Annotated in this window: 25 protein-coding genes; 10 read left to right on the forward strand and 15 right to left on the reverse strand. The window is 48.9% G+C overall.

From position 1 onward, the window contains the following. Positions 1 to 33: 33 nt before the first annotated feature. Both ASG34_RS05805 and phoB read right to left on the reverse strand, forming a co-directional pair. On the reverse strand, positions 34 to 1,662 hold the full coding sequence (locus tag ASG34_RS05805) for an ArnT family glycosyltransferase (RefSeq protein WP_055829084.1): 1,629 nt from the start codon (positions 1,660 to 1,662) through the stop codon (positions 34 to 36). 120 nt (positions 1,663 to 1,782) lie between these two features. Continuing rightward, positions 1,783 to 2,487, reverse strand: coding sequence for a phosphate regulon transcriptional regulator PhoB (gene phoB / locus ASG34_RS05810; RefSeq protein ID WP_055827933.1), 705 nt, complete (start codon positions 2,485 to 2,487; stop codon positions 1,783 to 1,785). Positions 2,488 to 2,657: 170 nt separating this feature from the next. Between phoB and ASG34_RS05815 the strand changes: the two genes are divergently transcribed. The 3 genes from ASG34_RS05815 (at position 2,658) to nusB (ending at position 5,469) form a co-directional block, all read left to right on the forward strand. Next, positions 2,658 to 4,325, forward strand: coding sequence for an OFA family MFS transporter (locus tag ASG34_RS05815; RefSeq protein ID WP_055827935.1), 1,668 nt, complete (start codon positions 2,658 to 2,660; stop codon positions 4,323 to 4,325). Positions 4,326 to 4,483: 158 nt separating this feature from the next. Further along, positions 4,484 to 4,933, forward strand: a complete 450-nt coding sequence (gene ribH / locus ASG34_RS05820) for a 6,7-dimethyl-8-ribityllumazine synthase (RefSeq protein WP_055827938.1) — start codon at positions 4,484 to 4,486, stop codon at positions 4,931 to 4,933. After that, positions 4,930 to 5,469 carry a transcription antitermination factor NusB gene (nusB, locus tag ASG34_RS05825; RefSeq protein WP_055827941.1) on the forward strand — a complete coding sequence of 180 codons (540 nt, stop codon included), beginning with the start codon at positions 4,930 to 4,932 and terminating at the stop codon, positions 5,467 to 5,469. Before ribH ends, nusB begins: the two co-directional genes overlap by 4 nt. A 97-nt stretch (positions 5,470 to 5,566) precedes the next feature. Here nusB and ASG34_RS05830 read toward each other — a convergent pair whose 3' ends face one another. From ASG34_RS05830 to ASG34_RS05850, 5 genes are all read right to left on the reverse strand, one after another. After that, entirely contained in the window at positions 5,567 to 6,313 is a 747-nt protein-coding gene (locus ASG34_RS05830) for a UDP-2,3-diacylglucosamine diphosphatase (protein ID WP_055827944.1), read from the reverse strand. 3 nt (positions 6,314 to 6,316) lie between these two features. Further along, a complete protein-coding gene (locus tag ASG34_RS05835) occupies positions 6,317 to 6,811 on the reverse strand; it encodes a peptidylprolyl isomerase (RefSeq protein WP_055827947.1) in 495 nt (164 codons plus the stop codon). Between the two features lie 37 nt (positions 6,812 to 6,848). After that, entirely contained in the window at positions 6,849 to 7,418 is a 570-nt protein-coding gene (locus ASG34_RS05840) for a peptidylprolyl isomerase (protein WP_055827951.1), read from the reverse strand. Beyond that, a complete protein-coding gene (locus tag ASG34_RS05845) occupies positions 7,418 to 8,665 on the reverse strand; it encodes a L,D-transpeptidase family protein (protein WP_055827952.1) in 1,248 nt (415 codons plus the stop codon). The genes ASG34_RS05840 and ASG34_RS05845 overlap by 1 nt, the downstream gene beginning before the upstream one ends. Before the next feature lie 83 nt (positions 8,666 to 8,748). Further along, on the reverse strand, positions 8,749 to 9,837 hold the full coding sequence (locus ASG34_RS05850) for a tetratricopeptide repeat protein (protein ID WP_055827955.1): 1,089 nt from the start codon (positions 9,835 to 9,837) through the stop codon (positions 8,749 to 8,751). 259 nt (positions 9,838 to 10,096) lie between these two features. Here ASG34_RS05850 and cysS point away from each other — a divergent pair, with 259 nt between their 5' ends. Together cysS and argJ are read left to right on the forward strand one after the other, a co-directional pair. Next, positions 10,097 to 11,458, forward strand: a complete 1,362-nt coding sequence (gene cysS / locus ASG34_RS05855; RefSeq protein ID WP_082504818.1) for a cysteine--tRNA ligase — start codon at positions 10,097 to 10,099, stop codon at positions 11,456 to 11,458. 38 nt (positions 11,459 to 11,496) lie between these two features. After that, on the forward strand, positions 11,497 to 12,723 hold the full coding sequence (gene argJ / locus ASG34_RS05860) for a bifunctional glutamate N-acetyltransferase/amino-acid acetyltransferase ArgJ (RefSeq protein WP_055827959.1): 1,227 nt from the start codon (positions 11,497 to 11,499) through the stop codon (positions 12,721 to 12,723). Positions 12,724 to 12,899: 176 nt separating this feature from the next. Here the strand turns inward: argJ and arfB are convergent, their stop codons facing one another. Then, the gene (gene arfB / locus ASG34_RS05865; protein ID WP_055827962.1) at positions 12,900 to 13,301 is read right to left on the reverse strand and encodes an alternative ribosome rescue aminoacyl-tRNA hydrolase ArfB; all 402 of its coding nucleotides are present in this window, start codon (positions 13,299 to 13,301) and stop codon (positions 12,900 to 12,902) included. Positions 13,302 to 13,306: 5 nt separating this feature from the next. Continuing rightward, the gene (locus ASG34_RS05870) at positions 13,307 to 15,262 is read right to left on the reverse strand and encodes an ATP-dependent DNA helicase (protein ID WP_369814567.1); all 1,956 of its coding nucleotides are present in this window, start codon (positions 15,260 to 15,262) and stop codon (positions 13,307 to 13,309) included. Between the two features lie 181 nt (positions 15,263 to 15,443). Here ASG34_RS05870 and ASG34_RS05875 point away from each other — a divergent pair, with 181 nt between their 5' ends. Then, positions 15,444 to 16,010 (forward strand): C40 family peptidase, encoded by a 567-nt coding sequence (locus ASG34_RS05875; RefSeq protein ID WP_055827969.1) that lies wholly within the window; start codon positions 15,444 to 15,446, stop codon positions 16,008 to 16,010. A gap of 27 nt (positions 16,011 to 16,037) precedes the next feature. On the opposite strand, the gene ASG34_RS05880 is transcribed toward ASG34_RS05875, so the two are convergent. Next, positions 16,038 to 16,331: a SelT/SelW/SelH family protein gene (locus tag ASG34_RS05880; RefSeq protein WP_055827970.1), complete on the reverse strand. Its 294-nt coding sequence runs from the start codon at positions 16,329 to 16,331 to the stop codon at positions 16,038 to 16,040. A 187-nt stretch (positions 16,332 to 16,518) separates the two neighbouring features. Between ASG34_RS05880 and ASG34_RS05885 the strand changes: the two genes are divergently transcribed. The 3 genes from ASG34_RS05885 to ASG34_RS05895 all read left to right on the forward strand — a co-directional run bounded on the left by ASG34_RS05885 (position 16,519) and on the right by ASG34_RS05895 (position 19,037). After that, positions 16,519 to 17,988: a S41 family peptidase gene (locus ASG34_RS05885; protein ID WP_055827973.1), complete on the forward strand. Its 1,470-nt coding sequence runs from the start codon at positions 16,519 to 16,521 to the stop codon at positions 17,986 to 17,988. Between the two features lie 64 nt (positions 17,989 to 18,052). Next, entirely contained in the window at positions 18,053 to 18,694 is a 642-nt protein-coding gene (coq7, locus tag ASG34_RS05890; protein ID WP_055827975.1) for a 2-polyprenyl-3-methyl-6-methoxy-1,4-benzoquinone monooxygenase, read from the forward strand. Positions 18,695 to 18,719: 25 nt separating this feature from the next. Beyond that, positions 18,720 to 19,037, forward strand: a complete 318-nt coding sequence (locus tag ASG34_RS05895; protein WP_055827978.1) for a DUF2322 family protein — start codon at positions 18,720 to 18,722, stop codon at positions 19,035 to 19,037. 73 nt (positions 19,038 to 19,110) lie between these two features. On the opposite strand, the gene ASG34_RS05900 is transcribed toward ASG34_RS05895, so the two are convergent. The 5 genes from ASG34_RS05900 to bioA form a co-directional block, all read right to left on the reverse strand. Continuing rightward, on the reverse strand, positions 19,111 to 19,524 hold the full coding sequence (locus ASG34_RS05900) for a VOC family protein (protein ID WP_055829090.1): 414 nt from the start codon (positions 19,522 to 19,524) through the stop codon (positions 19,111 to 19,113). 3 nt (positions 19,525 to 19,527) lie between these two features. Then, complete coding sequence (locus tag ASG34_RS05905) at positions 19,528 to 19,953, reverse strand: OsmC family protein (RefSeq protein ID WP_055827981.1); 426 nt, start codon at positions 19,951 to 19,953, stop codon at positions 19,528 to 19,530. Positions 19,954 to 20,089: 136 nt separating this feature from the next. Then, a complete protein-coding gene (locus tag ASG34_RS05910) occupies positions 20,090 to 20,542 on the reverse strand; it encodes an FKBP-type peptidyl-prolyl cis-trans isomerase (RefSeq protein ID WP_200934460.1) in 453 nt (150 codons plus the stop codon). A gap of 78 nt (positions 20,543 to 20,620) precedes the next feature. After that, entirely contained in the window at positions 20,621 to 22,042 is a 1,422-nt protein-coding gene (gene dacB, locus ASG34_RS05915; RefSeq protein ID WP_235559680.1) for a D-alanyl-D-alanine carboxypeptidase/D-alanyl-D-alanine endopeptidase, read from the reverse strand. Further along, positions 22,033 to 23,358, reverse strand: a complete 1,326-nt coding sequence (bioA, locus tag ASG34_RS05920) for an adenosylmethionine--8-amino-7-oxononanoate transaminase (protein WP_082504819.1) — start codon at positions 23,356 to 23,358, stop codon at positions 22,033 to 22,035. The genes dacB and bioA overlap by 10 nt, the downstream gene beginning before the upstream one ends. Positions 23,359 to 23,444: 86 nt before the next feature. Here bioA and ASG34_RS05925 point away from each other — a divergent pair, with 86 nt between their 5' ends. Beyond that, positions 23,445 to 25,379 carry a peptidase U32 family protein gene (locus ASG34_RS05925; RefSeq protein WP_055827988.1) on the forward strand — a complete coding sequence of 645 codons (1,935 nt, stop codon included), beginning with the start codon at positions 23,445 to 23,447 and terminating at the stop codon, positions 25,377 to 25,379. Positions 25,380 to 25,443 lie beyond the last annotated feature (64 nt).

Below are 25,443 nucleotides of genomic sequence, written 5' to 3' on the forward strand. Positions count from 1 at the left end.
TAATGAACTGATTGGGATTGTAGCGGATTCAGTCTAGTTTTTGGCAGGTGTTGCTGAACGATCATTCGCCTGCAGATTACGCCTGTCTTTCACTACCGCTAGTGACATACCCTGGCGCTCAATATTAACGATAACTTTGCCCTTCATTACTTCGTGGCAATGCATATTGGTGGTTGAAATATAAAAGTCAGCTTCTTCCCATCTTCGTGTCACCTTAAAGCGGTGATCAAGATAAGGTTCAATTTGCGGTGTATCTACACAAGCACCGATCCAATATGGTTGCGAGCGCTCAGGCAGCTTCATCGCCTGCAACTGATCCGTGGCCTCTCGCAAAGCACTAGACCAGTAATCGCCTTCCCAATTGAATTGCGCCTGCTTTTGATCGCCAACCAGCAGGTTAAGTCGTACATATTCAAATGGATGTAACTGCACAATATCGATAAATGTAACCAGCATTAACCCAGCCACGACCCCAGCCCAGAGTGATTGATAAACTACGCGGCCGGACCAGCGGCTGTTTGCAAAAGCGTCGTACACGGTCATTACCGCCCATGCACCAAGAATCGCCAGCAATGGCAGCAAGAAAGTGAAGTGGCGGACACCGTTATAAAGTGCCGGCTTGTCGTTTAGCACAAACATTAAAGGTAATAGAATAGCGGCCAGCAGGGTATGCATAGTAATCCGCGTATTCATGTCGGCGGCCTGTACAGCGTTTCTGCATGCCAGCCATAGCAGCGGAATTGTGGCTAACCCGAGCAATGCGGCTTCCGGCAATTTCACCGCCAGATACTGGAACAGGTAACTGCGCGGCACATCACTGATGTTGTACATAACCCCATTGGCCATGGTCTGCATATTGAAATCAAAATGTGAGAATGATTCAGCGGCTTCGAGAATGTTATCGACATCGATCACGCTCCATGGCCAGCAGATGGCCATAAATACAAACGCCAATACAGCAGCAGGCAACAACACCAGCACCATGCGTAACAAGCGTGACAGCACGGGTGATCCATTCGCTTTATGATCCAGCCATGCACGCCAGATTACCAGCAAGATAAGATAGATCACAGCGAATGCACCGCCTACGCGCAAGCCTAGCGCGCCACCGACGGCAAAGCCCAACAATACGATGGCTTTGCCACTGACATTTTCCATATCACGCACCACCAGTGCCGTAGCGTAAAGCGCCCACAACATACAAGCAGCGAATGGAATGTCTTTGGTATGGGTAAACATGGCACCTGACCAAGATACGGTCAGTAGCAGCATCAGCATGGAGACTAAGGCCAGGCGCTGGCCGCCTAATAAATAGGCAAACCGTGAAACACCGTAAAAACCCAGCAGGCCGAACAAGGCGGAGAGTAAATGGCGGATGTCCCAAATCATAATGGGCACATAGGGGTCTAGCGCAGCCGCAATAATGTCGAACAAACCGCCATACAGGTAAAGGTTGCGGTAGTGAAAAGCATCCTGGTCGGTAAAACCTGAACTGTACCAATCCAGCAACATCTGGCCGTATGTATGTTGTACATACTCGTCATTGCTGATGCCATGCTGCCTGAAAGTCAAGGCGACCCAGACAATTAACCCTAACCAGAATAGACGTGTTAACCAGGTCAGCGTTGAAGCAGACGACAAGTGGGCAGGCGCAGGTTTCATAGGCATTGCGAACATGAAAAACGAACTCGCAAGCGTATCATGCCGCAAACGCTTATGATAGTGTGCTCCCCGCCCCGCACACAAAAAAGCCTGCAGGCATGCAGGCTTTAGGCAAAATAACTATTGACCGGGGTCAGTATGTACCGAAAAACGGTAGCCGGAACCACGTACGGTTTGAATCATATCCTGATGGTTAGATGCCACCAGTGCATTGCGTAAACGGCGAATATGCACATCCACGGTTCTGTCTTCAACAAATACACGGTCACCCCAGACTTTATCCAGCAGCTGTGTGCGGCTGTGCACACGCTCAGGATTAGTCATGAAAAAGTGCAGCAACTTGAATTCGGTTGGGCCTAGTGGAATATGCACATTATGACCGGTGACGCGGTGGGTGGTAGGGTCGAGATGCAGGCCCGCGATTTCAATCGGGTCATCTGTCATCTGAGGCGCACGGCGACGCAAGACTGCCTTGATACGTGCATTTAATTCGCGAGGGCTAAACGGCTTGGTCACGTAGTCATCGGCACCAACTTCAAGGCCACGCACTTTATCAAATTCATCACCACGCGCGGTCAGCATAATAATCGGTACCTCTTTGGTTAAACCATCTGACTTCAGGCGACGGGCAAACTCGATACCGCTCATACCAGGCAGCATCCAATCCAGCAGAATCAGGTCAGGCATGGTTTCACGTAATAGCATCTGCGCATGTTCTACACTGGTAGCACGAATCGCATGATGTCCGGCTTGTTTGATATTCAATGCAAGCAATTCCTGGATTGCCGGCTCATCTTCTACGACCAAAATATTAGCTGCTGCCATGACGCTCCCTTTTAGGATTTCCAACAAAATGTACTTCTTTAATTGCTCGCCAGTTTATGAATGTATTGTGACATTTTAATGACAACCTCACATAATTTTAAATTTGCGCGGATTGCCTTTTAGGTGAAATTGTAACAAGATGTTACCGGGAGAAATTTAAGGGGTATTACATGTTGTTCAATCTGTCAAAAGAACATATTACGGCAGGCAAAGGCTTTAACCGCTGGCTGGTTCCACCAGCCGCACTGGCAGTACATTTGTCGATTGGCATGGCTTATGGATTCAGTGTGTTCTGGAAACCACTTGGAACAGCTTTGACCGGGCCAGATGGCGCACCACTGGCTGCATGTGCAGCTGGCGCGAGCACTTTTTCAGACAAGCTTGCAGGCACGGCTGAGGCCTTATTTGCGACTGATTGCAACTGGACACAGTTCGACCTGGGCTGGATGTACACCCTGTTTTTTGTACTGCTTGGTTGCTCTGCTGCATTATGGGGTGGCTGGCTGGAACGTGCAGGACCGCGCAAGGCTGGTCTGGTGGCTACACTCTGCTGGTGCGGTGGCTTGTTGATCTCGGCTTGTGGTGTCTATCACCATCAGTTATGGATGATGTGGCTGGGTAGTGGCGTGATAGGCGGCATAGGTCTTGGCCTTGGCTACATATCTCCCGTGTCGACGCTGATCAAATGGTTTCCTGACCGCAGAGGCATGGCGACCGGCATGGCGATCATGGGCTTTGGTGGCGGCGCCATGATAGGCTCACCCCTCGCAACCAAGCTGATGAGCCTGTTTGCAACGCCTACTGAACCTGGTGTCTGGCAAACCTTTGTCGTTCTGGCCATTGTTTATTTTATCTTCATGACCTGTGGTTCTTTAGGCTATCGTATTCCGGCCTCCAACTGGAAACCGGAAGGATGGACACCACCAGACCAGCAGCATAAACGTATGGTAGTGAACAAACATGTACACCTGAAAAATGCACATAAAACGCCGCAATTCTGGCTACTGTGGCTGATCTTGTGCATGAACGTGTCAGCAGCGATTGGTATTATTGGCGCCGCGGCACCAATGCTCCAGGAAACTTTTGGCGGCAAACTGATCGCACAACCATCGCTAACTTTTGCCGATATCAAAGCGGATGAGTCATTGACTGCAGCGGCAGCCGCTGTAGGTGCCGGTTTTGTCGGACTGATTTCGGTATTTAATATCTTCGGCCGGATTGGCTGGGCAACATCCTCAGACAAACTGGGACGGCGTAATACCTATTTCATCTTTTTTGTACTCGGCGCATTCATGTATATCACCGCCACCTATGCTGCCAACCATCACCAGCTCGCACTGTTTTTGATCGCATTCTGCGTGATTGCTTCCATGTATGGTGGCGGTTTTGCTACCATTCCCGCCTATCTTGCTGATCTGTTTGGCACCCAGTTTGTAGGGGCAATTCACGGCCGTTTGCTCACGGCATGGTCCACAGCAGGCATCGTTGGGCCTGTCATCGTCAACTACATGCATGATGTGCGTCTGGAAGCGAAAGTACCGTTTGCAGACATCTATGCACCGATTTTCCTGACACTTGCAGCGCTATTAGGCATTGGTTTTGTTGCTAATCTTCTGGTGAGGCCGGTGGACAGTAAATACTTCATGACCGATGCCGAACTTGCTGTTGAACAATCCCTTGGTAAATCCAAAGAAACTGGCGCAACAAACGTTAAGCCTATCAGTGATGGCAAGCCTAGCTCGCCATGGCTGGTCAGACTGGCCTGGCTGGCAGTTTTAATTCCAATCACCTACGGCATCTCGATGACGGTACAAAAGGCTTGGGCGCTGTTTGCCTAGGCTAATTCGCCGGCAATAAAACCTCATAAGGCAAGACTGGAAACAGGCTAAAAAGTAGCCCAACAAACACTTTTGAGCCTGCTCACCATTCAATCAAACGCGATAGCTGCAGTTTGGGTTAAAATACACGTTTTAAGTATTAGCCTACGGATTCCCAAGTGAATAAAATCTCCCCAAATCTGGACGGTACCGGCAAAAAAATCGGTATCGTTCTTTCACGTTTTAATGAAAACATCGGTGCAGGCCTGCTGCACGCTTGTGAACAGGAGTTGTTGAAACTGGGCGTTAAAGCCGAAGACATCACCCTGGCAACCGTACCTGGCGCCCTGGAAAGCCCGCTGGTGCTGCAGCATATGGCATTGACTGAAACCTATGATGCATTGATAGCGCTAGGCGCCATTATCCGAGGTGAAACCTACCACTTCGAAGTGGTTTCCAATGAATCCGCACGAGGCATTTCTGAAGTGCAACGTGATACCGGCGTGCCGGTGGCGAATGCGATTCTCACTACTGAAAACGACGAGCAGGCAGAAGAACGCGTTGCGGTTAAAGGCGCCGAAGCAGCGCAGGTAGCCATCGAAATGGCCAACCTGGTAAATGCACTATGAGTCAGGAAAAGACCCCAGGGAGTCGGGAGAACGCCTCAGGCAATCAAGACCCGTCAAGCAAGTCATCTGATAAGCCGCAGGGCTCTTCAGCAAGAAGCAGAGGCACCAAAAATCGTCGTAAATCACGCGAACTGGCATTAAAAGCGCTGTATCGCAACCGTATGAATGCCAGCGATGTAAAACAGTTACGGTTTGATAGTTTGGATGACCCGGATTACACCAAAGCGGACGAAGGCTACTTCAAACAATTACTGACAGGCGTGCTTGAGCATACGGCTGATATTGATGCCATGATCAGCCAGTTTATTGACCGTCAACTGGAAGAACTTAGCCCTATCGAACACGCAGTATTGCGTATTTCCGGCTACGAATTAATGTTTGACATGAGCATTCCATACCGCGTAGCAATCAATGAAGGCGTGGAACTGGCCAAATCGTACGGTGGCATTGATGGGCACAAATACATCAATGGCGTACTGGATAAAATTGCAGCGCAAGTCAGGCCGCAAGAGTTCGGAAATCAGATCAAAAAGTAATTCAATGGATCATTTTGAGGCTTACAAAACCGCTCCCCCAAAAAAAGCGCTCAATTTAAATGAGCGCTTTTTTGTATTGATATCCCAGAAACTAAATTCAGGGATTTAATTGCAATGTGACTAGTTCAATCCTGTCGCCATCCATTCGACAGACGACAGCTGTGTCATGCCAATCCCCTAGCACCCATCGTTCACACTTATGGCCATCAAACACTATAGTGTGCATATCCGGCCTGTGTGTGTGCCCATGCAATAAAACCTCTGGATATTCAAATTCATTTAAAAGTTGCTCAACCGCGGACTGGTTAACATCCATGATATCTATGGACTGCATAACTTTGTTCTGTGCGCTTTGGCTACGCGCTTGTTCGGCAAAGACGATCCGCTCCGCTAACGGCTGTGCCAGAAAGGCGTGTTGCCACTGCGGGCTGCGCACCTGGCTACGGAATTGCTGATAAGCCGTATCATCCGTGCATAACGCATCGCCATGCGACAAAAGAATGCGTTTGTTTCCCATCTTGATTAGTGTGGGATCTGCAAGCAATTGCAACCCTGATGCATTGGCAAAATCGTCACCGATTAAGAAATCACGGTTGCCATGCATGAAATACAGTTTGACGCCGCTATCAGACAATTGGCGCAAGGCCTTCACAATAGGTAAAAATTCGGCACCCTGCCGAGGGTGTTTCAAAACATCATCACCGACCCACACCTCAAAAAAATCACCGAGAATATAGAGCGCTTCTGCGTGAGCGACTTCTGCTTTCAGCCAATGCAAAAAAGCCTGCGTTACCGCAGGCCTTTGCGCACTCAAGTGCAGATCAGAAATGATCCAGGTGGTCATGCCTTAAGCAACTACAACTGCTTTTTCGATAATCACTGGCTCTACAGGCACATCCTGGTGACCGGCACGGTTACCTGTCGCGACCGCTTTGATTTTATCTACAACATCCGTACCTTCAACTACTTTACCAAATACACAGTAGCCCCAGCCCTGAGTTGTCGCAGAAGTGAAGTTCAAAAAGTCATTGTCTTTTACGTTGATGAAGAACTGTGCTGACGCGGAGTCAGGCACCATGGTGCGCGCCATTGCCAGTGTGTATTTATCATTAGATAAACCATTGTCGGCTTCATTTTTGATGGTGGCATCAGTAGCTTTTTGTTTCATATTGACATCAAAGCCACCACCTTGAATCATAAAATCCTTAATCACGCGGTGAAAAATCACCCCATCGTAAAAACCTTTTTCAACATAGCTGATAAAGTTAGCTACTGTGATAGGTGCTTTTTCAGCATAAAGTTCGATAGTGATATCGCCAAAGTTGGTAGTGAGTTTTACCAAAACATTCTCCGTTTATTGATTTAAAGGCTGAAAAAAATTACTTGCCGCTGACGATGGTCGCGCGCTTGATAATGACAGTACGAATCGGAACGTCGGAAAAACCGCGTTGATTACCGGTAGGCAAATTACTGATTTTGAACACTACGTCCATGCCGGAAACCACTTTACCAAACACGCAATAGCCGATCATGCTTGCTTCCGGGCTGGTGTAATTGAGGAACTGGTTATCCGCCACATTCACAAAAAATTGTGCCGTCGCAGAATTAGGATCCTGGGTACGCGCCATGGCGATGGTACCGGTCTGGTTTAGCAGGCCATTATTGGATTCATTAATAATCGGTGCGCGTGTCGGTTTCTCGGTTAATTCACGATCAAAACCGCCGCCCTGGATCATAAAGCGGCTAATCACGCGGTGAAAAACAGTATTGGTGTAAAAACCATCTTTCACGTATTGCAGAAAATTTTCCACCGTTTTTGGGGCTTTATCGGCATACACTTCAACGGTAAAGTTGCCCTGGTTAGTTTCAAAGGTGACTTGTGTGGCCGCATTTACAGACGAAACGACGGTCATCATGCATAAAAAAGAGAGCGCTAACAGTTTACGCATTAAGCTGATCCTTCATATAAAATTTTCCATTGCCCATTTTCTTGCACCCAGTACTGGCGTTTCTTCATCACTTCACGAAGTGCAGGGCTGATATATTCCTGCTCAAAATCCACCACCACCATATTCTTGGTTGAATTAGGATAGGTAAACATGCTGACTTCTGACAAATTAATACTCACTTTAGGTTTAGACGCCTGAATCTGACGCTTGTAGCCAGACCATTTTGATAAGCCACCTTCTGAATAAAAGAAATCGCCGGCGTAATGCCCCAAATAGGCGTCCGTGTTCTGCGATACCCAGTCTCTACGCCAATCCTCCAGCGCAACCTTTAACGCAGATTTTGTCTTCTCCTGCTGTTTCAGAGATTCAGGGCTGATCCACTCAAAGTTCACCCCGATCACCACTGGTGTACTGCCTACTTGCAGTATGTCCTGCAACGCTTTTACATCAGGGTTAGAAAGCACTACGCAACCATCGCTGGCACGCGGCGGACGACTATAAGTATCGCGAGGAGTACCATGAATCCAGATGCCTGAACCGGTCTTGCGTTCATAGCTATCCATCTCATTCGGATAATTCAGCGGGTAGGCTGCGTCACCATATAGATCAGGCAGAGGTCGATTTAGTTTCTTCGACGCAAAGTAAACACCGATTGGCGTTCTTTTATCGCCTTGGTCTTTTTTGCCAGTGCCGTTTTTTCCGATGGTCACATAATAGTCTGCGACATACTTCAACGTATCATTCTGGCTTTTTTCATATACGTAAAGCCTGGACCGCGCCGTATCCACGAATAGAACGTGACTTTGTTTTTCTGAGAGCTCTACCAGCAGATTTGGCTGGGTCAACCCACGGTTGCGATCAAAGTAATTACGGATACGGATTTCAGCTTCATCTTTGAGATCCTGGATGCGGTTTAAATTGGCGGGATTCACATCGCCAAAACCATTGAGGATACGCGCCTTGGCAGATAGCAGGTCACCATGAATCAGATGAGCCAATGCGAAATTAGGGGAAATTGCGAGGAGCTGGTCTACATAGTCCAGCGCCTGTTGCAAGCGCCCTTCTTTGATAGACTGCAAAGTCTGCACCAGCATGCGTTCGACAGTACCGGTGTTTTTATTTTGTATAAACAGGCGTGCGGTTAACGCCTCGTGATTCACCGCTGTGGCATTCCATGGCAGTAGCGCTGCGCTCACAAATGCGATACAGCAATATTTTCTCAAACTTCTCATGCCAATATTATACATTCGTTAATTCAAAACTGCGCGCTAACTCGCTGAATTTGCTCGTTATTCACGAGTTTACTACCAAATTCAGCGCAATACATCCATTAGAACTTGCCTACGCGCTCCTGCTTGATCAGCCAGCGTGAACCTTCTTTGACCAGATTCAAGGTTTTATTGGAGTTAGCATCCAGGCCAGTTGCCTTGTAAATCTGCCTGAATGTGACTTTCGCAGAGGTCTGGCTTTCCATTTTCACAGCAATATTTTGCAGATTCACTGAAATTTTTGCCGGACGGCTAACACGATCACGACGTTTAGCTTCCCATTGTTTGCGTGTTTCACCACCTGGTGTCTTAAAGTCTTTTGCGTAACTATCGAGGTAACGATCAACATTTTGCGCTGCCCAGGCATCCGCCCAGGCATTGACTGCATCAATTACCACTTGTTCCTGATTATCAACCACTGGCTTGGTTTCTACCGGTTTGGCTTCAACAGGTTTAGTTTCTACCACTACCGGTTTTTTGGTTTCTGCGACAGGCGGTGTTGCTGCTGTAGGCGCCGGTGTCGCTGGCGGCGTCACCGTGGGTGCATTGCTGTTAGGAGGCATAACTGTAGAAGCAGGTGCAGATGGCGGTACAGTCGTCGCAGGACGCGCAACTGCCCGTTTGCCACCAAATAAATCGGTGATCATGGCCAGTTTATTTTGTGCACGGCTATTCGAAGTATCCAGCTTCAATGCCTTGTCATAAGCTTCGGAAGCCATACGCGCATAAATATCACCCAGGTTTTCATGCGCTGTGGCGTAGCTTGGGTGGGTTTTAATCGCAGATTCCAGCGCTTTGCGGGCTTTATCATACTGACCCTGGTCAGCATATAACACAGCAAGGTTATTGTATGGCTCTGGCAGGTTTGGATACTTCTCAGACAAATCAGTAAATGCTTTAATCGCCTCATCACGCTTACCGAGCTCAACCAGAATGACGCCACGCATGAACATCGCTTCGGCATTTTTAGGATTAGACGACAAATAAGTGTTCACTTTATCCAGCGCCGCTGCCTGATTGCCCTGCTCTGAAAGCTGATTAATTTCGCGAAGTTCTACGTTTGTTTGACCGGCCATCACACTATTGGATAGTGCCGCCTGACTGAAAATGATCCCTACTACCAGCAAATATTTTTTTAATGTTGCATTCATGAGTTAATTACCTGAGCAATCGTTGATTTTTAGCAGTATGTTATACTTTAATTGTACAAGAGACAGTGCAAATATAGGTGAATAATACGCAATGATTTCCAGATCAATTCGCGTTTTAATCATTTGCCTGACAAGATAACAACTTGAATTATTACCAATGTTCAGCTGGCCTACACAAAGGCTATCTTCTTAACATTTTAGAGCATTCCCTTACTGCTGCTAATTTTATCACGCATTAATCCACATTACATTTGTTAGCATGTTAAAACTACACAACACCATTACCCGCAGCAAACAAGATTTCAAGCCAATCCAACCTAATAAAGTACGCATGTATGTCTGCGGAATGACAGTCTATGACTTTTGCCATCTGGGACATGCCCGTGTGATGGTGGTATTTGACATGGTCGCACGCTGGCTCCGCGCCAGTGGTTACGAAGTCACATACGTACGCAACATCACCGATATTGATGACAAAATCATCAAACGTGCAAACGAAAACAACGAATCCATCCAAAGCCTTACTCAGCGCTTTATTACCGCAATGGACGAAGACTCGGCCAAACTAGGCATTATTCGCCCGGATATCGAGCCGCGTGCCACAGAGCATGTACAAGGCATGCTGGACATGATCAGCAAACTGATTGAAAAAGGGTTTGCCTACCAGGCAAATAATGGCGACGTATTTTATAAAGTGCGTAGCTTTAACGATTACGGCAAATTATCCGGCAAAACCCTGGATGACCTGCGCGCCGGTGAACGCGTGGATGTGGATGGTCACAAACAGGACCCGCTGGATTTCGTGTTGTGGAAATCAGCCAAGCAGGGCGAGCCTTTTTGGGAATCGCCATGGGGCAACGGCCGCCCTGGCTGGCATATTGAATGCTCAGCCATGAGCGCAGAGCTTCTTGGCGAACACTTTGACATCCATGGCGGCGGTCAGGATTTGCAGTTTCCGCACCATGAAAACGAGATTGCACAATCCGAAGCGACACACGGCTGCACCATGGCGAACTATTGGATGCATAATGGATTTGTACGCGTTGATGATGAGAAAATGTCCAAATCGTTGGGCAACTTTTTCACTATCCGTGAAGTGCTGGAAAAGTACGATCCCGAAGTCGTGCGCTTTTTTATCCTGCGCGCGCATTACCGCAGCCCGCTCAATTATTCCGACAAGCATCTGGATGATGCGAAAGCTTCACTGACGCGCTTATACACTGCATTGCGTGGTGTAAATGTGCCCGACAGCGAAATTGACTGGCAGCAGCCGCAAGCGGCTAAATTCAAATCAGCCATGGACGATGACTTCAATACGCCCGAAGCGATAGCCATACTGTTTGAGCTGGCAAATGATTTGAACAAAGACAAATCCCAGCAAACTGCCGCATTATTGAAACAATTGGCAAGTATTGTCGGCCTGTTGCAACGTGACCCGGAAGCTTTTATGCAAGGCGAAGACCTTGGCGGCGAACTGGATATCGACAACCTTATCACGGCCCGTATCGCTGCGAAAAAAGGCAAAGACTTTGCTGAGGCTGACCGTATCCGCAAACTATTGTCTGATGCAGGCATTGTGGTGGAAGATACTGCACAAGGTACAACCTGGCGTCGTGCCTAACCACCAATCTATTCTTTTGAAATTCTCAAGGAAAACGGATGCCCGTTAAATTAAACGCCCCTCTCGCCAAAGATTTATTGCCCGTTAACGGCGTACAACTTGGCTTCGCTCAAGCGCATATCCGCAAACCCAATCGTAAAGACGTGCTGGTGATGACATTGCCTGAAGGCAGCAGCGTAGCCGGCGTATTTACCTTGAATCGTTTTTGCGCTGCACCAGTGACCGTGTGCAAAGACCACCTGGAGAAAAACAAAGGTATTCGCGCCCTGTTGGTAAATACCGGCTGTGCCAATGCTGGTACAGGTCAGCAAGGATTAGATGACGCGCATGCTAGTTGCATAGCCGTCGCGCAGGAATTAAATATCAGCCCGGAGCAGGTATTACCATTCTCTACTGGCGTAATCCTGGAAACACTTCCGATGGAAAGACTGCTGGCAGGCATTCCAAATGCAGTCGCCAACTTGCAAACAGATAGCTGGCTCAATGCTGCAGAAGCGATTATGACAACAGATATTGTTGCTAAAGGGACTTCACGCACGCTAAGCATTGAGGGAAAAACCGTGACGATTACCGGCATCAGCAAAGGCTCAGGTATGATTCACCCTAATATGGCGACCATGCTGGGCTACATTGCAACTGATGCCGCGATTAGTCAAAGCGCGTTAGATAAAATCATTCAACACGCAGTGAACAAATCGTTTAACTGTATCACTGTGGATGGCGACACCAGCACCAATGACAGCCTGATTCTGATGGCGACCGGCCAGGCCGGAAATGCTGCAGTCACTGAAGAAAATGCTGAATTTATCACCTTGCGTGATGCGCTGACAGATGTAGCCACAGAGCTGGCGCAAGCCATCGTGCGCGATGGTGAAGGCGCAACCAAGTTTATGACCATTCAGGTTGAAGCTGGTAAAGATGAGGAAGAGTGCCGCAAGGTTGCCTACGCGATTGCGCATTCACCGCTGATTAAAACTGCATTTTTTGCTTCTGACCCTAACCTTGGACGTATTCTGGCAGCGATTGGATATGCGGGGATTGATGACCTTGATGTCAACACAATGCAGCTGTATCTTGGCGATGTGCTTGTTGCGGAAAAAGGTGGACGAGCTGCTAGCTATGTCGAAGAGCAAGGGGCAGCGGTCATGAAGGAAAGTGATATTTTAGTGCGGGTAGTGCTTAATCGCGGATTGGCCGACGCTACGGTATGGACATGCGATTTTTCATATGATTATGTGAAGATTAATGCGGATTATAGATCGTAGGATCAACCAGTATCTTCGTTAGTAACAAAGCCAAACATCTACCTCGCCCAGATTCTGGCCTACGCCAGAATGACTGTCAGTTGCAGGTAGTTAAGTATCTGCATACCAAACTACGGGGATACAGCTCATTCAAAAACAGCGCGCGCTGTATTTAACTGTATTTAAGAGTCTCATTCCTAATGATCCTCAACCACTCGCCCCCGCCCCTGCTTAATCACTCCCCGCTGAATCTTCCCCGCCACCCTGCGCTTCTGCGAAGCCCGGGTCGGCCTTGTCGCATATCGCGTCGCATGCACATGACTAGCCGCTTCTACAATTGCCTGCAATCTGGCAATTGCATCTCTTTTATTCGCTTCTTGTGTACGATATTGTTGCGCTTTAATAATGAGTACGCCCTCAGCAGTAATGCGCTGGTCTTTACTACTTAGCAATCGGGATTTCACAGCCTCATTCAGGCTTGAGGCCTGGATATCGAAACGCAGATGAATGGCAGAAGAGACTTTATTCACGTTCTGCCCACCAGCCCCTTGCGCGCGGATAGCGGTCAAGGTGTATTCATTTGCAGGAACAATTACCATGTTGATTAGCTACCCTGGACTGGCTCTGGCTTTTCATCCACACGCTCGAAAAACGCCTGCACATCATCCAGTTTCCGCGTGCGCTTAAATGGCGGCAGACTTTGCCAGATGCGCCGTCCATAAGGTTTATCTACTAATCGAGGATCACAAATGACCAATACACCTGAATCACTCTCATCGCGGATCAAACGACCTGCGCCCTGCTTGAGTGTGATCACGGCATACGGTAACTGATATTCCATAAAGGCATTTTTGCCTTCGGTATTCATTTTGTCGATGCGCGCCGCAAGTACCGGATCATCCGGTGGCGCAAATGGTAGCTTGTCAATAATCACACAGGAAAGCGCTTCTCCACGCACATCCACGCCCTCCCAAAAACTTTGCGAGCCTACAAGCACCGCATTGCCATGCGCGCGGAATCTATCCAGCAATTCGGTACGGTTGCTTTCACCTTGCATCAGCAATGGGTACTCCATGCCCTGCTCTTCAAATGCCTGCTTTAACAAGGCATGTACTTCGCGCATAGCTCTCAGTGAAGTGCACAGCACAAAAGCCCGCCCCTTACTGGCTTGCAATACCGGCAAGGCGATGGCAGCTACGGCTGCCGGGTAAGCAATGCTATTCGGCTCTGGCATGCCTTCTGGCACATACAGCAACGCTTGCTGGTCATAATCGAACGGGCTTTGCCAATGCCGGGTTTGTGCGGCCAGCAGGCCCATTTGTCCCTGGTAGTGATTGAAATCACTTTTCACTGCCAAAGTGGCGGAAGTGAAAATCCAGGCCCTTGGCTGTGCATTCAACTGTTTGCCGAAGCCATCGGCCACACTGAGCGGGGTCGCATGTAATTGGACACTTTGCGTAAATACTTCCACCCAGCGCACCAGGTTGGCGTGATTTCCTTTTTGCCACGCTTCCAGCAAGGCGAGTAAGGCCTCGCCGCGTTGCCAGCATTTTTCCAGCAATGGATCGCGCGCGGCCTGTGTCTCCAGCACTTTGGTCAGTGCCGCCAGGGTTTCCAGCATGCGTTGATAGGCATCAGCAAAATTCTTTAATGATTGTGCCTTTTGCACCGGCATGCGCGCGCCTTCATACTGAAATACCAGGCGGAAATCACGGCAGGCCTTTTCCAGTGGAGTCACGGCTTCAGCCAGTGCGACACAGTCTTTAGCTATTGTGAGATAAGCCATTTGACTATCTCTGGCCAGGTCCATTAATTGCGAGGTAGAAATATCTTCACCAAAAAACAGACCGGCGACTTCAGGTAACTGGTGCGCTTCATCAAACACTATCGTGTTGGCGCTAGGCAACAGTTCAGCCACACCTTCGTCTCGAAGCATCACATCGGCAAAGAAAAGGTGATGATTCACAACCACTACATCGGCCGCCAGTGCCTGCTTGCGTGCTTCCATCACAAAGCATTGTTTGTAATACTGGCAATCCTGGCCGACGCAGTTATCTCGGGTCGAAGTGACTTGCTGCCAGACGGTTGCCTGCTCTGGTACTTCTATGAGTTCGGCCTTGTCACCGGTTTGGCTGTTTTCGGCAAAGCTTTGCAGGATGGGGATATATTGCGCGTCTTCACGTGACTGGAAACGACCTTCCTGGCTGGCACGCTGCAAATGGTAATGGCAAATGTAGTTTGCGCGGCCTTTGAGCATAGCTACGGACACTGGCACTTTCAGTGCTTCGCGCACAGCAGGTAAATCACGCTGGTAAAGCTGGTCTTGCAGGGTTTTGGTGCCGGTTGAAATAATGACTTTTCCGCCAGACAAAAGCGCCGGCACCAGGTAGGCGTAAGTTTTGCCAGTGCCTGTTCCCGCTTCGGCTACCAATTGCTGCTGGTTATCGATGGCATCGGCAATTGCCTGTGCCATTTCCTGTTGTTGCGGGCGGCTTCTGAAACCGGGCATGGTTTGTACCAGACAACCGCTTTCTGAAAATGCTGACGTGACTTGTTGCATTAAAGACATCCGTCAATTATCCCACGGACCACTAAAAATAATGCAGTTTTTTGCTGATTTCAATTTAAGCTGCATGCTTAAATTTTCATGAAAACTTGCATCTGCCATTGAAGTATGGCAAGGTTTAGGCCGTTATACTTATTTCTGACACAACAAGAATGATAACCAAGCTTTGATTGTGATGAATAATCTAGTTCTTCGACTCGCTGCACTACTTATCAGTGCACCTCTGATCAGCACCCTTTGCATCTCCCAAGGCCACGCCGCCCCAGGTGAGGACAAGCGCTGGCAGAACGCCTACAGCTATTCGCAAGAAGAGGTGTTAGACAGCCAAACCGGACTTTCCGGTTCGTGGTCAGAAAAAGTTGAAGAGATCATGATTCGGGCGCTGAGTCTGACCGGTGTAGGTTACAAATACGGTGGGCGGTCTCCTGAAACCGGTTTTGATTGCAGCGGGTTTGTACAATACGTGTTCAAGCACGCAGCACAAATTTCCCTGCCGCCATCCGCTCGCACCATCAGTGAGTTGGGTGATACTGTTAAGCGCGATGATTTGCAGCCAGGCGATTTGGTATTTTTCAACACACTTAAGTCAGCCTTCTCTCATGTCGGCATTTACGTTGGCAACAATCAGTTTATACATGCCCCGCGAGCGGGCGCTAAAGTACGTGTTGAAAACATGGATGAGCGCTACTGGCGTACCCGTTACAACGGCGCCAAACGCATAGAAGTGGAAACCGGGAATTAAAGCTTAGACGTAAAAACAAGCTTCCTACTACTCAGCACTTTTTACCGGACTATCACTGTGTCCAAGTGAGCGCTCCGGATCAATCAAATCCCTTATCAGCTGTTTTAATTCTTTTGCTTCAGGAAACCGCCCTGCTTCTTTACGTGAAAAAATCACTTTTCCATCACAGCTAATGTCCAGAATACCTCCGGTGCCGGGCACCAGATTGACCGATCCCAGATCAGTATCAAATGTGGTAAGCAGCTCTTGCGCCAACCAGGCTGCGCGTAATAGCCAACGACACTGTGTACAAAACTCGATTTCTACGATAGGCTTTTGCATATTGCACTCTAATAAACTATTTGCGTGAAGAGTATAGTCAATTTTATTGAAATAGCGGAAAATGAACTTAACGTGATTGTTTCCACTCTCTCAAAACAGGCTGACATCACTGATGTCACTTGAATCTTTTATTACAGTAATCTTCATACAATAGTATTCTTCGCTTAATTGATCATACAAGGCTGGTATGCGTTCCAAATTTGAAAAATTTAGCTTGCTTGGTGCAGGCGTTTTTGTAGGTATTCTGGTAAGTATCAATATTTCTGCCTGGGCGGATAGAACCTCTGTTTCGCAATTGCCGATCGACGAGCTGCGAGTCTTTGCCGAAGTATTCGCAAAAGTCAAATCTGACTATGTCGAACCGGTTGAAGATAAAAAACTGATCAACGAAGCATTGGCCGGCATGTTGCAAGGCCTCGACCCTCACTCAACCTTTATGGATGCAGATGCCTACAAAGAGTTGCAGGCTGGCACCCAAGGTGAATTTGGCGGGCTGGGTATTGAAGTCGCCATGGAAGACGGCCTGGTGAAAGTAGTGACACCGATTGAAGACAGCCCTGCTTATAAAGCTGGCTTGAAATCCGGTGACTTGATTATGAAACTCGATGACACGCAAGTGCGTGGTTTGACCCTGAACGATGCCGTGAAACGCATGCGCGGTGTACCGGATACTAAAATCACGCTAACCGTTGTGCGTAAAGGCGAAGACAAACCGCTTACCTTTACCCTGACCCGTGCCATCATCAAGGCGCAAAGCGTTAAGAGCAAATTGATTGAGCCAGGCTATGCTTATGTACGTATTACTCAGTTCCAGGAGCGTACTGGTGAAGACCTTGCCAAGGCCCTGAAAACCTTACGTGCTGATAACAAAGGCGCGTTTAAAGGCTTGGTGTTGGATTTGCGTAACAACCCGGGCGGCTTGCTGGATGCCGCGGTTGGCGTCTCTGCCGCTTTCCTGCCAAAAGATGACTTGGTGGTTTATACCGAAGGCCGTGTAGCGGACTCTAAAATGCGCCTGAATGCGACACCCATGGATTATGCCCGCCGTGGTAAATCTGACTACCTGAAAGATTTGCCCGAAGAGTATAAAACAGTGCCAATCGTGGTATTGATCAATGCAGGCTCTGCATCTGCTTCTGAAATTGTGGCCGGGGCATTGCAGGATCATAAACGTGCCACCATCATGGGCATCCAGAGCTTTGGTAAGGGTTCAGTACAAACAATCCTGCCTATGAACAACGGTAGTGCGATTAAATTGACTACTGCACGTTATTTCACGCCTAATGGTCGCTCAATTCAGGCGAAAGGCATTGTGCCGGACACGATTGTGGATGATGGTTCAGACCCAAGCCTGAGCTTGCATGAGGCGGATTTGAAGCGCCATTTATCCAACCCTAGCGACATTGCTAAAGCCAACGCTGAAAAAGCTGAAGAAGTGAAAGCCCGCGTTGGTGGTGATAAACCTAAGGATGAAAAATTTGCTGAAACCCGCGGCCCTATTGAACCCGCCAGCAAAGATGACTTCCAGTTTGTACAAGCGTTGAATCAACTTAAAGGCTTGCCAGTGCAAAAAGCACCTGAAGCGGTGAAAGCTGCAACAGACAAGCCAGCCAGCACTGAAAAACCAGCCGGCGCTGAGAAACCAGTGAAGAAATAATGATCATGCCATTGTCTGCAAGCCTCACAGCCAGCAGGCAATGGTGCTTTACAGGGAGTAATCAATGACTCTGCCGAGATTGACATTGGATAAGGCTATTGCCGTCATCGACATGGGCTTACGTACGGTATTTAGCCAACCGAGTCCTAGCCGCCCTTATCCAAAAGCAGAAGCGTCTAACGATAACTCTTTATCTGATAAAGAGCGCAAGCATGCCGCAGCCCTGATGCGCGTCAATCATGTGGGCGAAGTCTGTGCACAGGCCTTATATAGCGGCCAGGCGTTAGTATCCCGTAATCCGGCCAATGTTGAAGCACTCAAAGAAGCCTCCCGTGAAGAAGTCGATCACCTTGCATGGTGTGAACGACGAATCGACGAACTTGGTGGCCGCAAAAGCCTGCTTAACCCATTATGGTTTGGTGCGAGTTTTGGCCTGGGCGTCACAGCAGGTTTACTTGGTGACAAATGGAACCTTGGATTTTTGGCCGAAACCGAGCACCAGGTGTCGTCTCACTTAGGGAGCCATCTGCAGCAATTACCGGCGCAAGATCTCGCTTCACGCGCAATAGTGACGCAAATGAAGCAAGATGAAGAACAGCATGCGCAGACTGCAGAGCATCTTGGCGGTGCTACGCTGCCCGCCCCGGTGAAACTGGCCATGCGCCTGGCTTCCAAAGTGATGACGCGAACCGCGTATCACTTATAGTATTCGTATTAACCTAGAGTCAACCATGCAAAAATTTAGTGACAACTTACTCACCCTGGACAATGCGGATCATGTGAAACGCATTGAGCTCTTCGATGAGCAAAGCCGGCCGGCCGGCCAGATTGAAAATAAACCCGGCACCCAGGGCTCGATTAAGGTTTATCATCATTTATTCAAAATATATGGTGAAATCAACAGCGATGCTGCCGTAGAGGGATTGGCGCTGTACGCAGAACATACAGAAGATGCCGAGAATCACCCAGGCAAACATCCGAACATAGACCGTTTGCTGACTGTGCTGGATAAAGAGCAAACATTGTCGATCAAAGTCGTAAGCGAATAGCTAGCTTTAAATCCTCTTAACAAATAAAGCCTCCAACAAGGAGGCTTTATGCTTTTGAAAAAGGTATCCAAATTTAGTTACCCGACATGCCTTTAACATGACGGCTAATTGGCGGATGGTAAATAAACTCAAGCAAATGACCGACGCTGTCCAGGCAATAAAAGCCCCGTGAGCCATCTCTGTGTGTTTTAGGCGCTTCGGTAATGCGTACGCCTTGCTCCACCATATGCGAATACCAGCCATCTACTGCCGCCTCATCCGTCAATGCAAACCCGATGTGGTCAAGACGCTGTAGCGGATCAGCCTTGTAATCAACCCGATGCAAGGCAAATACATCGCCATGATTAGTCAGGTAAACATTGTCCGGGTCTGGCTGCCATTCGATCTGCATGCCAACAATGCGCGTGTAGAAGTCTATCGCCGACTCCAGTTCTTTGATAAAGAGTGCCACGTGGCGAATACCTAACATGCCGACAGGAGTTGTCATCATTTACTCAGTAGTTGGCGTTCTGATTTCAAAATCATGCGTAATTTCACAAGCTTTTTGCAGCATGATACTGGCTGAACAATATTTTTCAGCAGAAAGGCTTATCGCACGCGAGACTTGTTGCTCGTTCAGGTTTTCACCGGTCACTACAAAGTGCACGTGAATCTTGGTGAATACTTTCGGGATAGTGTCGGCGCGTTCAGCTGCAATTTCTGCCACGCAATCCACAATCGGCTGGCGTGCTTTTTTGAGGATAGTCACTACATCAAATGCCGTGCATGAACCCATGCCGATCAGCAGCATTTCCATTGGGCGCATGCCGATATTACGGCCGCCATTCTCAGGCGCGCCATCCAGTACAACTGCGTGACCGGTTTCAGACTCGCCAACAAAACTGACGCCGTCTATCCATTTCACTTTGACTTGCATTGCTGATTTTTCCAATCGTTTTTAATTTGTGACCAACATCAATCACTTGAGGGCGGAGCTGGCACATTGCAAGAATGCCTAGCTTCCGTCACCATGGTGCTTAATTAAGATCACCATACACCCTAAGAATCTCTTTCTATTTGACGCCGAGCAATTCAACGTCAAATACCAGTGTCGCATTTGGCGGAATCACGCCACCGGCACCGCGTGCGCCGTAACCCAGTTCAGAAGGGATAATCAGCGTACGTTTGCCGCCAATCCTCATACCTTGCACACCTTCGTCCCAGCCCTGGATGACTTGGCCACCGCCCAGGAAAAAGTTGAACGGGGAATTACGGTCCAGGCTGCTATCAAACTTTTTGCCTTTAAAGTCTTTGGAATTGGCATCGTACAACCAGCCGGTGTAATGCACGGTCACGTTGAAACCGATTTCGGCTTCGCGGCCATCGCCGACCACGGTATCAATTTTTTGCAGCTCAGTCACATTGGCAGTCATTTGGGTATTTTCCTTTGAATTGGGTGAGTTGGATTGCGCCTGGCAACCCGCTATCGATAACAGTAACACCATGCCCAAGCTTAATTTTTTCATTCCTGATTTCACATTTGCTCCTTGAAAACGACCATTATCATACGCGGTTTTTATTAAAAATTCTCAGTTGCCGGCTGGCTAGCGGCCTTCAATCAACGCTTTAATCAGGCCATCCTGGATGGAACGTGCTGCCGAAGCATTGTTGTGATTGACCAGCATGACCAGCACATAGCGTTTACCCTGAACATCCTGCACATAACCGGCAATGCTGCTGACACCTTCCAGAGACCCCGTTTTCAAGTAAGCCATGCCCCGGCTGGGAGCCTCAGGCAAGCGCTTTTTGAGCGTACCATCTAACCCAAGGATCGGCAGGGAAGCCATCAGTACAGGCATCACCGGCCGCTGATAGGCTGTGACGAGTAATTGTGCAAGATGTTCCGCACTGATACGCTCGTTGCGTGACAGCCCGGACCCATTTTCCAGCACCAGTTCAGTAAAAGACAGCCCGCTTTTGCTTAATAATTCCCTTACCGCCAACGCACTGCTATTTTCGTCAGCTGGGATCTGCCCTGCTTCCACGCCTATGGTCAGCATCAACTGCCGCGCCATGACATTATTGCTCGATTTGTTTACATCGCGAATCACCTCATCCAGCGGCGCAGACCACCAGGTGGTGACCAATCTTGCGGAGGCTGGCAACACGGCAGCGACGGCCTGGCCATCCAGCCGCCCGCCCAATTGCGCCCATATTTTTTTGAAGGTATTCACCGCGTACTGATGCTGGCTAAGCGCGCTTAATTCAAGGTAGCGCTCCTCGCATTGTTCAGGTAATGTGCCGCTAAACGTCACCGTTGCGCCTTCTGGTGTCGCAGACACTCCATAACCCAGGTTACTACGCCAGTCCCCGCAAGCGCCTTTGCTGACCTGCATGGCATTCAGCACTTTAATCTGTGGCAACTCAAACTCTTGTGTGACACTCACCACAGGCTTGCCGCCTTCTCTGGATACGCCAAACCTGAAACTGGTATGACCGCCATTCACCAGCAATGCATACGGATTGACGTTGTAAGCGCGCCATGGCTCGTCATCCAGTATCGGACGTTGAGTGACTTCCGGCGTATAAATGGAAGCATCCAGCACCAGGTTACCTTTGATATGTTTAATCCCCTGTTGCTGGATCTGTTGCAACAAACGCCAAAGCTCGGCATTGTTCAGGGCCGGGTCACCGTAGCCTTTGATTATGAGATCACCATCAAGCACACCCTGATTCACTGGCCCGTTTTTATAGACTTCTGTTTTCCAGCGATAAGCGGGCGTAAGGGCTTCCAGTGCGGCGTAAGCGGTCACCACTTTCATGACACTGGCCGGGTTCATGGCCTTGGTCTGGTTATGGCTGATGAGCGGCGAAACACCATCAAGGGGTTGCACCACAATCGCAACGCTATCCAGCGGTAATTTCGCTTTAGTGAGCGCTTCTTGCAATGAAACGGGCAAAGCCGACTGCGCAACGCCGGTCCACAAACAACAAAAGAACAGGCACCAGCGCATAGTTAGCTGCATGCCATACTTTCGAGAATCGTGGTTTGTGTCGCCTGTACCAGATGATCAATCTCTGCCGCATTCAGACAATATGGCGGCATCCAGTACACTGTATTAGCTATCGGGCGCAGCAATAAGCCATGCCGCAACGCTGCCGCATAACAATCGCGGGCAAATTGTGGATTTTTGTTATCAACCTCAAACGCAGTGATCATGCCCCGCTGGCGGACATGCTGTAGCGGCAAGTCATATGCCTTCACTGCTGTCCAAAGTTGCTGTGCGGTCTTCTGGTTATTGCCCAACACGTCAGAGGTTTCGAACAATTTCAGCGTTGCCAGTGCCGCACTGCACGCTAACGGGTTGCCGGTGTAACTATGGCTGTGCAAAAAACCCTTGGAAGTTTGGTCATGGTAAAAAGCCTGATAAACATCATCGGTCGTGAGTACCACAGATAACGGCAAATAACCGCCGGTAATGCCTTTGGAAAGACACACAAAATCAGCGATATCACGGACTGTTTCGCCCGCCTGCTCACAGGCAAACAAGGTGCCGGTGCGGCCAAAACCGACAGCAATTTCATCTGCAATCAAGTGGATATCATAGCGACTGCAAATCTCGCGTGCACGACGCAGATAGGCAACATGGTACATCGCCATCCCAGCCGCACCTTGCACCAATGGCTCAATAATAAAGGCTGCCAATTCAGCGTGGTGCTCGGCTACATACGCTTCCAGCGCCTCGGCGCAACGCATGGCAAAATTTTCTTCAGATTCGCCCGCTTCTGCCAATCGACTATCCGGACTTGGCATTTGTGCCGACTGTAAAATCAACGGCGCATAAGTGTCTTTAAAAATGGCGACATCGGTCACGCTTAAGGCACCCAGTGTTTCTCCGTGATAGCTGTTTTGCAGGCTGATAAATTTCGTTTTTTTAAATTGCCCAATATTGCGCCAGTAATGAAAGCTCATCTTAAGCGCGATCTCGGTAGCACTGGCACCATCCGAGCCATAGAATGCATGACCCAAGCCAGTCAAGGAGGAAAGTTTCTCTGATAACTCCACCACCGGCGCATGGGTAAACCCTGCCAGCATCACATGCTCAAGCTGGTCTAACTGGGCTTTAATGGCGTCTTTAATTGCAGGCTGATTATGCCCAAACAGATTGACCCACCAACTACTGACGGCATCCAGGTAGTCTTTGCCATCGGTATCAAATAGCCAGGCGCCCTCACCTCGGGCAATCGGAACAAGCGGTGTGCGTTCGTGATGCTTCATCTGCGTACATGGATGCCACACGTGATTGTGGCTGCGTTGTAATAAATCCTGATTTCCACTCATGACGCTATTTTAAACCAAGCGCAAAATGCATGCTTCGTTTAAAATAGCGTCTTAAATCAAGTCGTTACACTGTAGATACATCCCGCATGCAAAAAACCCGCAAACATCTGGAACTGCTTTCACCTGCCAAAAACGCCGATTTTGGCATTGAAGCCATTAATCACGGGGCTGATGCCGTGTATATTGGTGGCCCGGCATTTGGTGCGCGCGCCAAAGCGCCGAATACCGTACAGGATATTGCCAGGCTGGTGCAGCATGCGCACAAGTTTCATGCCGAAGTGTTTGTCGCGCTGAATACGATTTTTCATGACAATGAGCTTGAAGGCGTACGCCAGTTGGTGCATCAGCTGTATGACTCAGGCGTAGATGCACTGATCGTGCAGGACATGGGCTTGCTAGAACTGGATTTACCACCGATACAGTTGCATGCCAGTACGCAAACCGATATACGCACTGTGCAAAAAGCGCAGTTTTTGGACCAGGTCGGGTTCAGCCAGATTGTACTGGCGCGCGAGCTGGATATAGCGACGGTGAAAAAGATTGCTGATGCCACGACGGCCAACCTGGAATATTTTATCCATGGCGCCTTATGTGTTGCTTTTAGCGGGCAATGTTTTATCAGCCACGCACACACAGGCCGCAGTGCCAACCGGGGTGAGTGCTCACAGGAGTGCCGGTTGCCCTATACGCTGGAAGACCAGAAAGGTCGCATCCTGGGTAAAGACAAACATTACTTATCGATGAAAGATAACGACCAGAGTGCCAACCTGCGTGCGCTGATTGCTGCCGGTGTCAGCAGTTTTAAAATCGAAGGCCGTTACAAAGACCTGCCTTATGTGAAAAACGCCACTGCCCATTACCGTCAGCTGCTGGATGAGATTCTGGAAGAGATGCCGGATTACGCTAAATCCTCAGCCGGGCATGCCAGCTACACATTTACGCCACAGCCTGAAAAAACCTTTAACCGCAGTGCCACCGACTATTTTGCCAATGGCCGCCAGGCCGATATCGGCGCCTTTGATACGCCCAAATTTTCAGGTGAAGAACTGGGTAAAGTCCGTAAAGTCGGTAAGGACTTTATCGATGTGGCGACAGAAGTTGTATTACACAATGGCGATGGCGTGTGCTTTTTTGATGTACATAAAGAGCTGGTCGGCCTGCGTGTGAACACGGTGCAAGCGCTGGATAACCATACGCAACGCCTGTTCCCGAATGAAATGCCTGCGGATATCCGCAACAACACCCAACTCTACCGCAATCGTGACCACGCTTTTATGCGTTTGCTGGAAAAGGATTCAGCCACAAGAAAAATAGTGCTCGATGTTGTACTTTACGAAACGGCAGATGGCTTTGCACTGACACTGACGGATGAACAAGGCTTTAGCGCTACCACCCAATGCACTGCCGAAAAGCAGCCTGCAAACGATGCAGAAAAGGCTGAGATATCACTAAGGGAGAATCTGGCGAAAATGGGAAATACCGATTTTTCAGCCCGAGATATCGGCCTGGAATTGACCCAGCCTTGGTTCCTGCCCGCTTCTGTTGTGAACCAGCTACGCCGTGATGCCGTGGAAGAATTAATTGCCATCAGAACATTAGGCTATAACCGCCCGCCATTGCGTGCGGCTGCCGAGCCACCCGCTATTTATCCCGAAGATACTTTGAGCTACCTGGCAAATGTCTATAACCAGAAAGCTCGCGATTTCTATCACAAGCACGGCGTGAAGCTGATTGCCAGCGCTTATGAATCCAATGAAGAACTGGATGAAGTGCCGGTGATGATCACCAAACATTGCTTGCGTTTCAGCCACGGTTTGTGTCCGAAAGAAGCCAAAGGCGTGATAGGTGTGCAAGGCACGGTGACGGCCGAACCTATGACGCTAATCAGCGGCAATGACAGGTACACACTCAAATTTGATTGTAAGCCCTGTGAAATGCATGTGATGGGCAAAGTGCGCAAACATATCTTGCAGATGGCACCGCCACAACCGATTGCGTTTTTTGACAAGCGTCCTGCATAAATAAAATGACCTTGGCAATTTGCCTACACCATTTTTTTCAGGCAAGCTTGACGACAAAATCCGA

Source organism: Methylophilus sp. Leaf416, assembly GCF_001424665.1.
In the GTDB taxonomy this organism is placed as follows: domain Bacteria; phylum Pseudomonadota; class Gammaproteobacteria; order Burkholderiales; family Methylophilaceae; genus Methylophilus.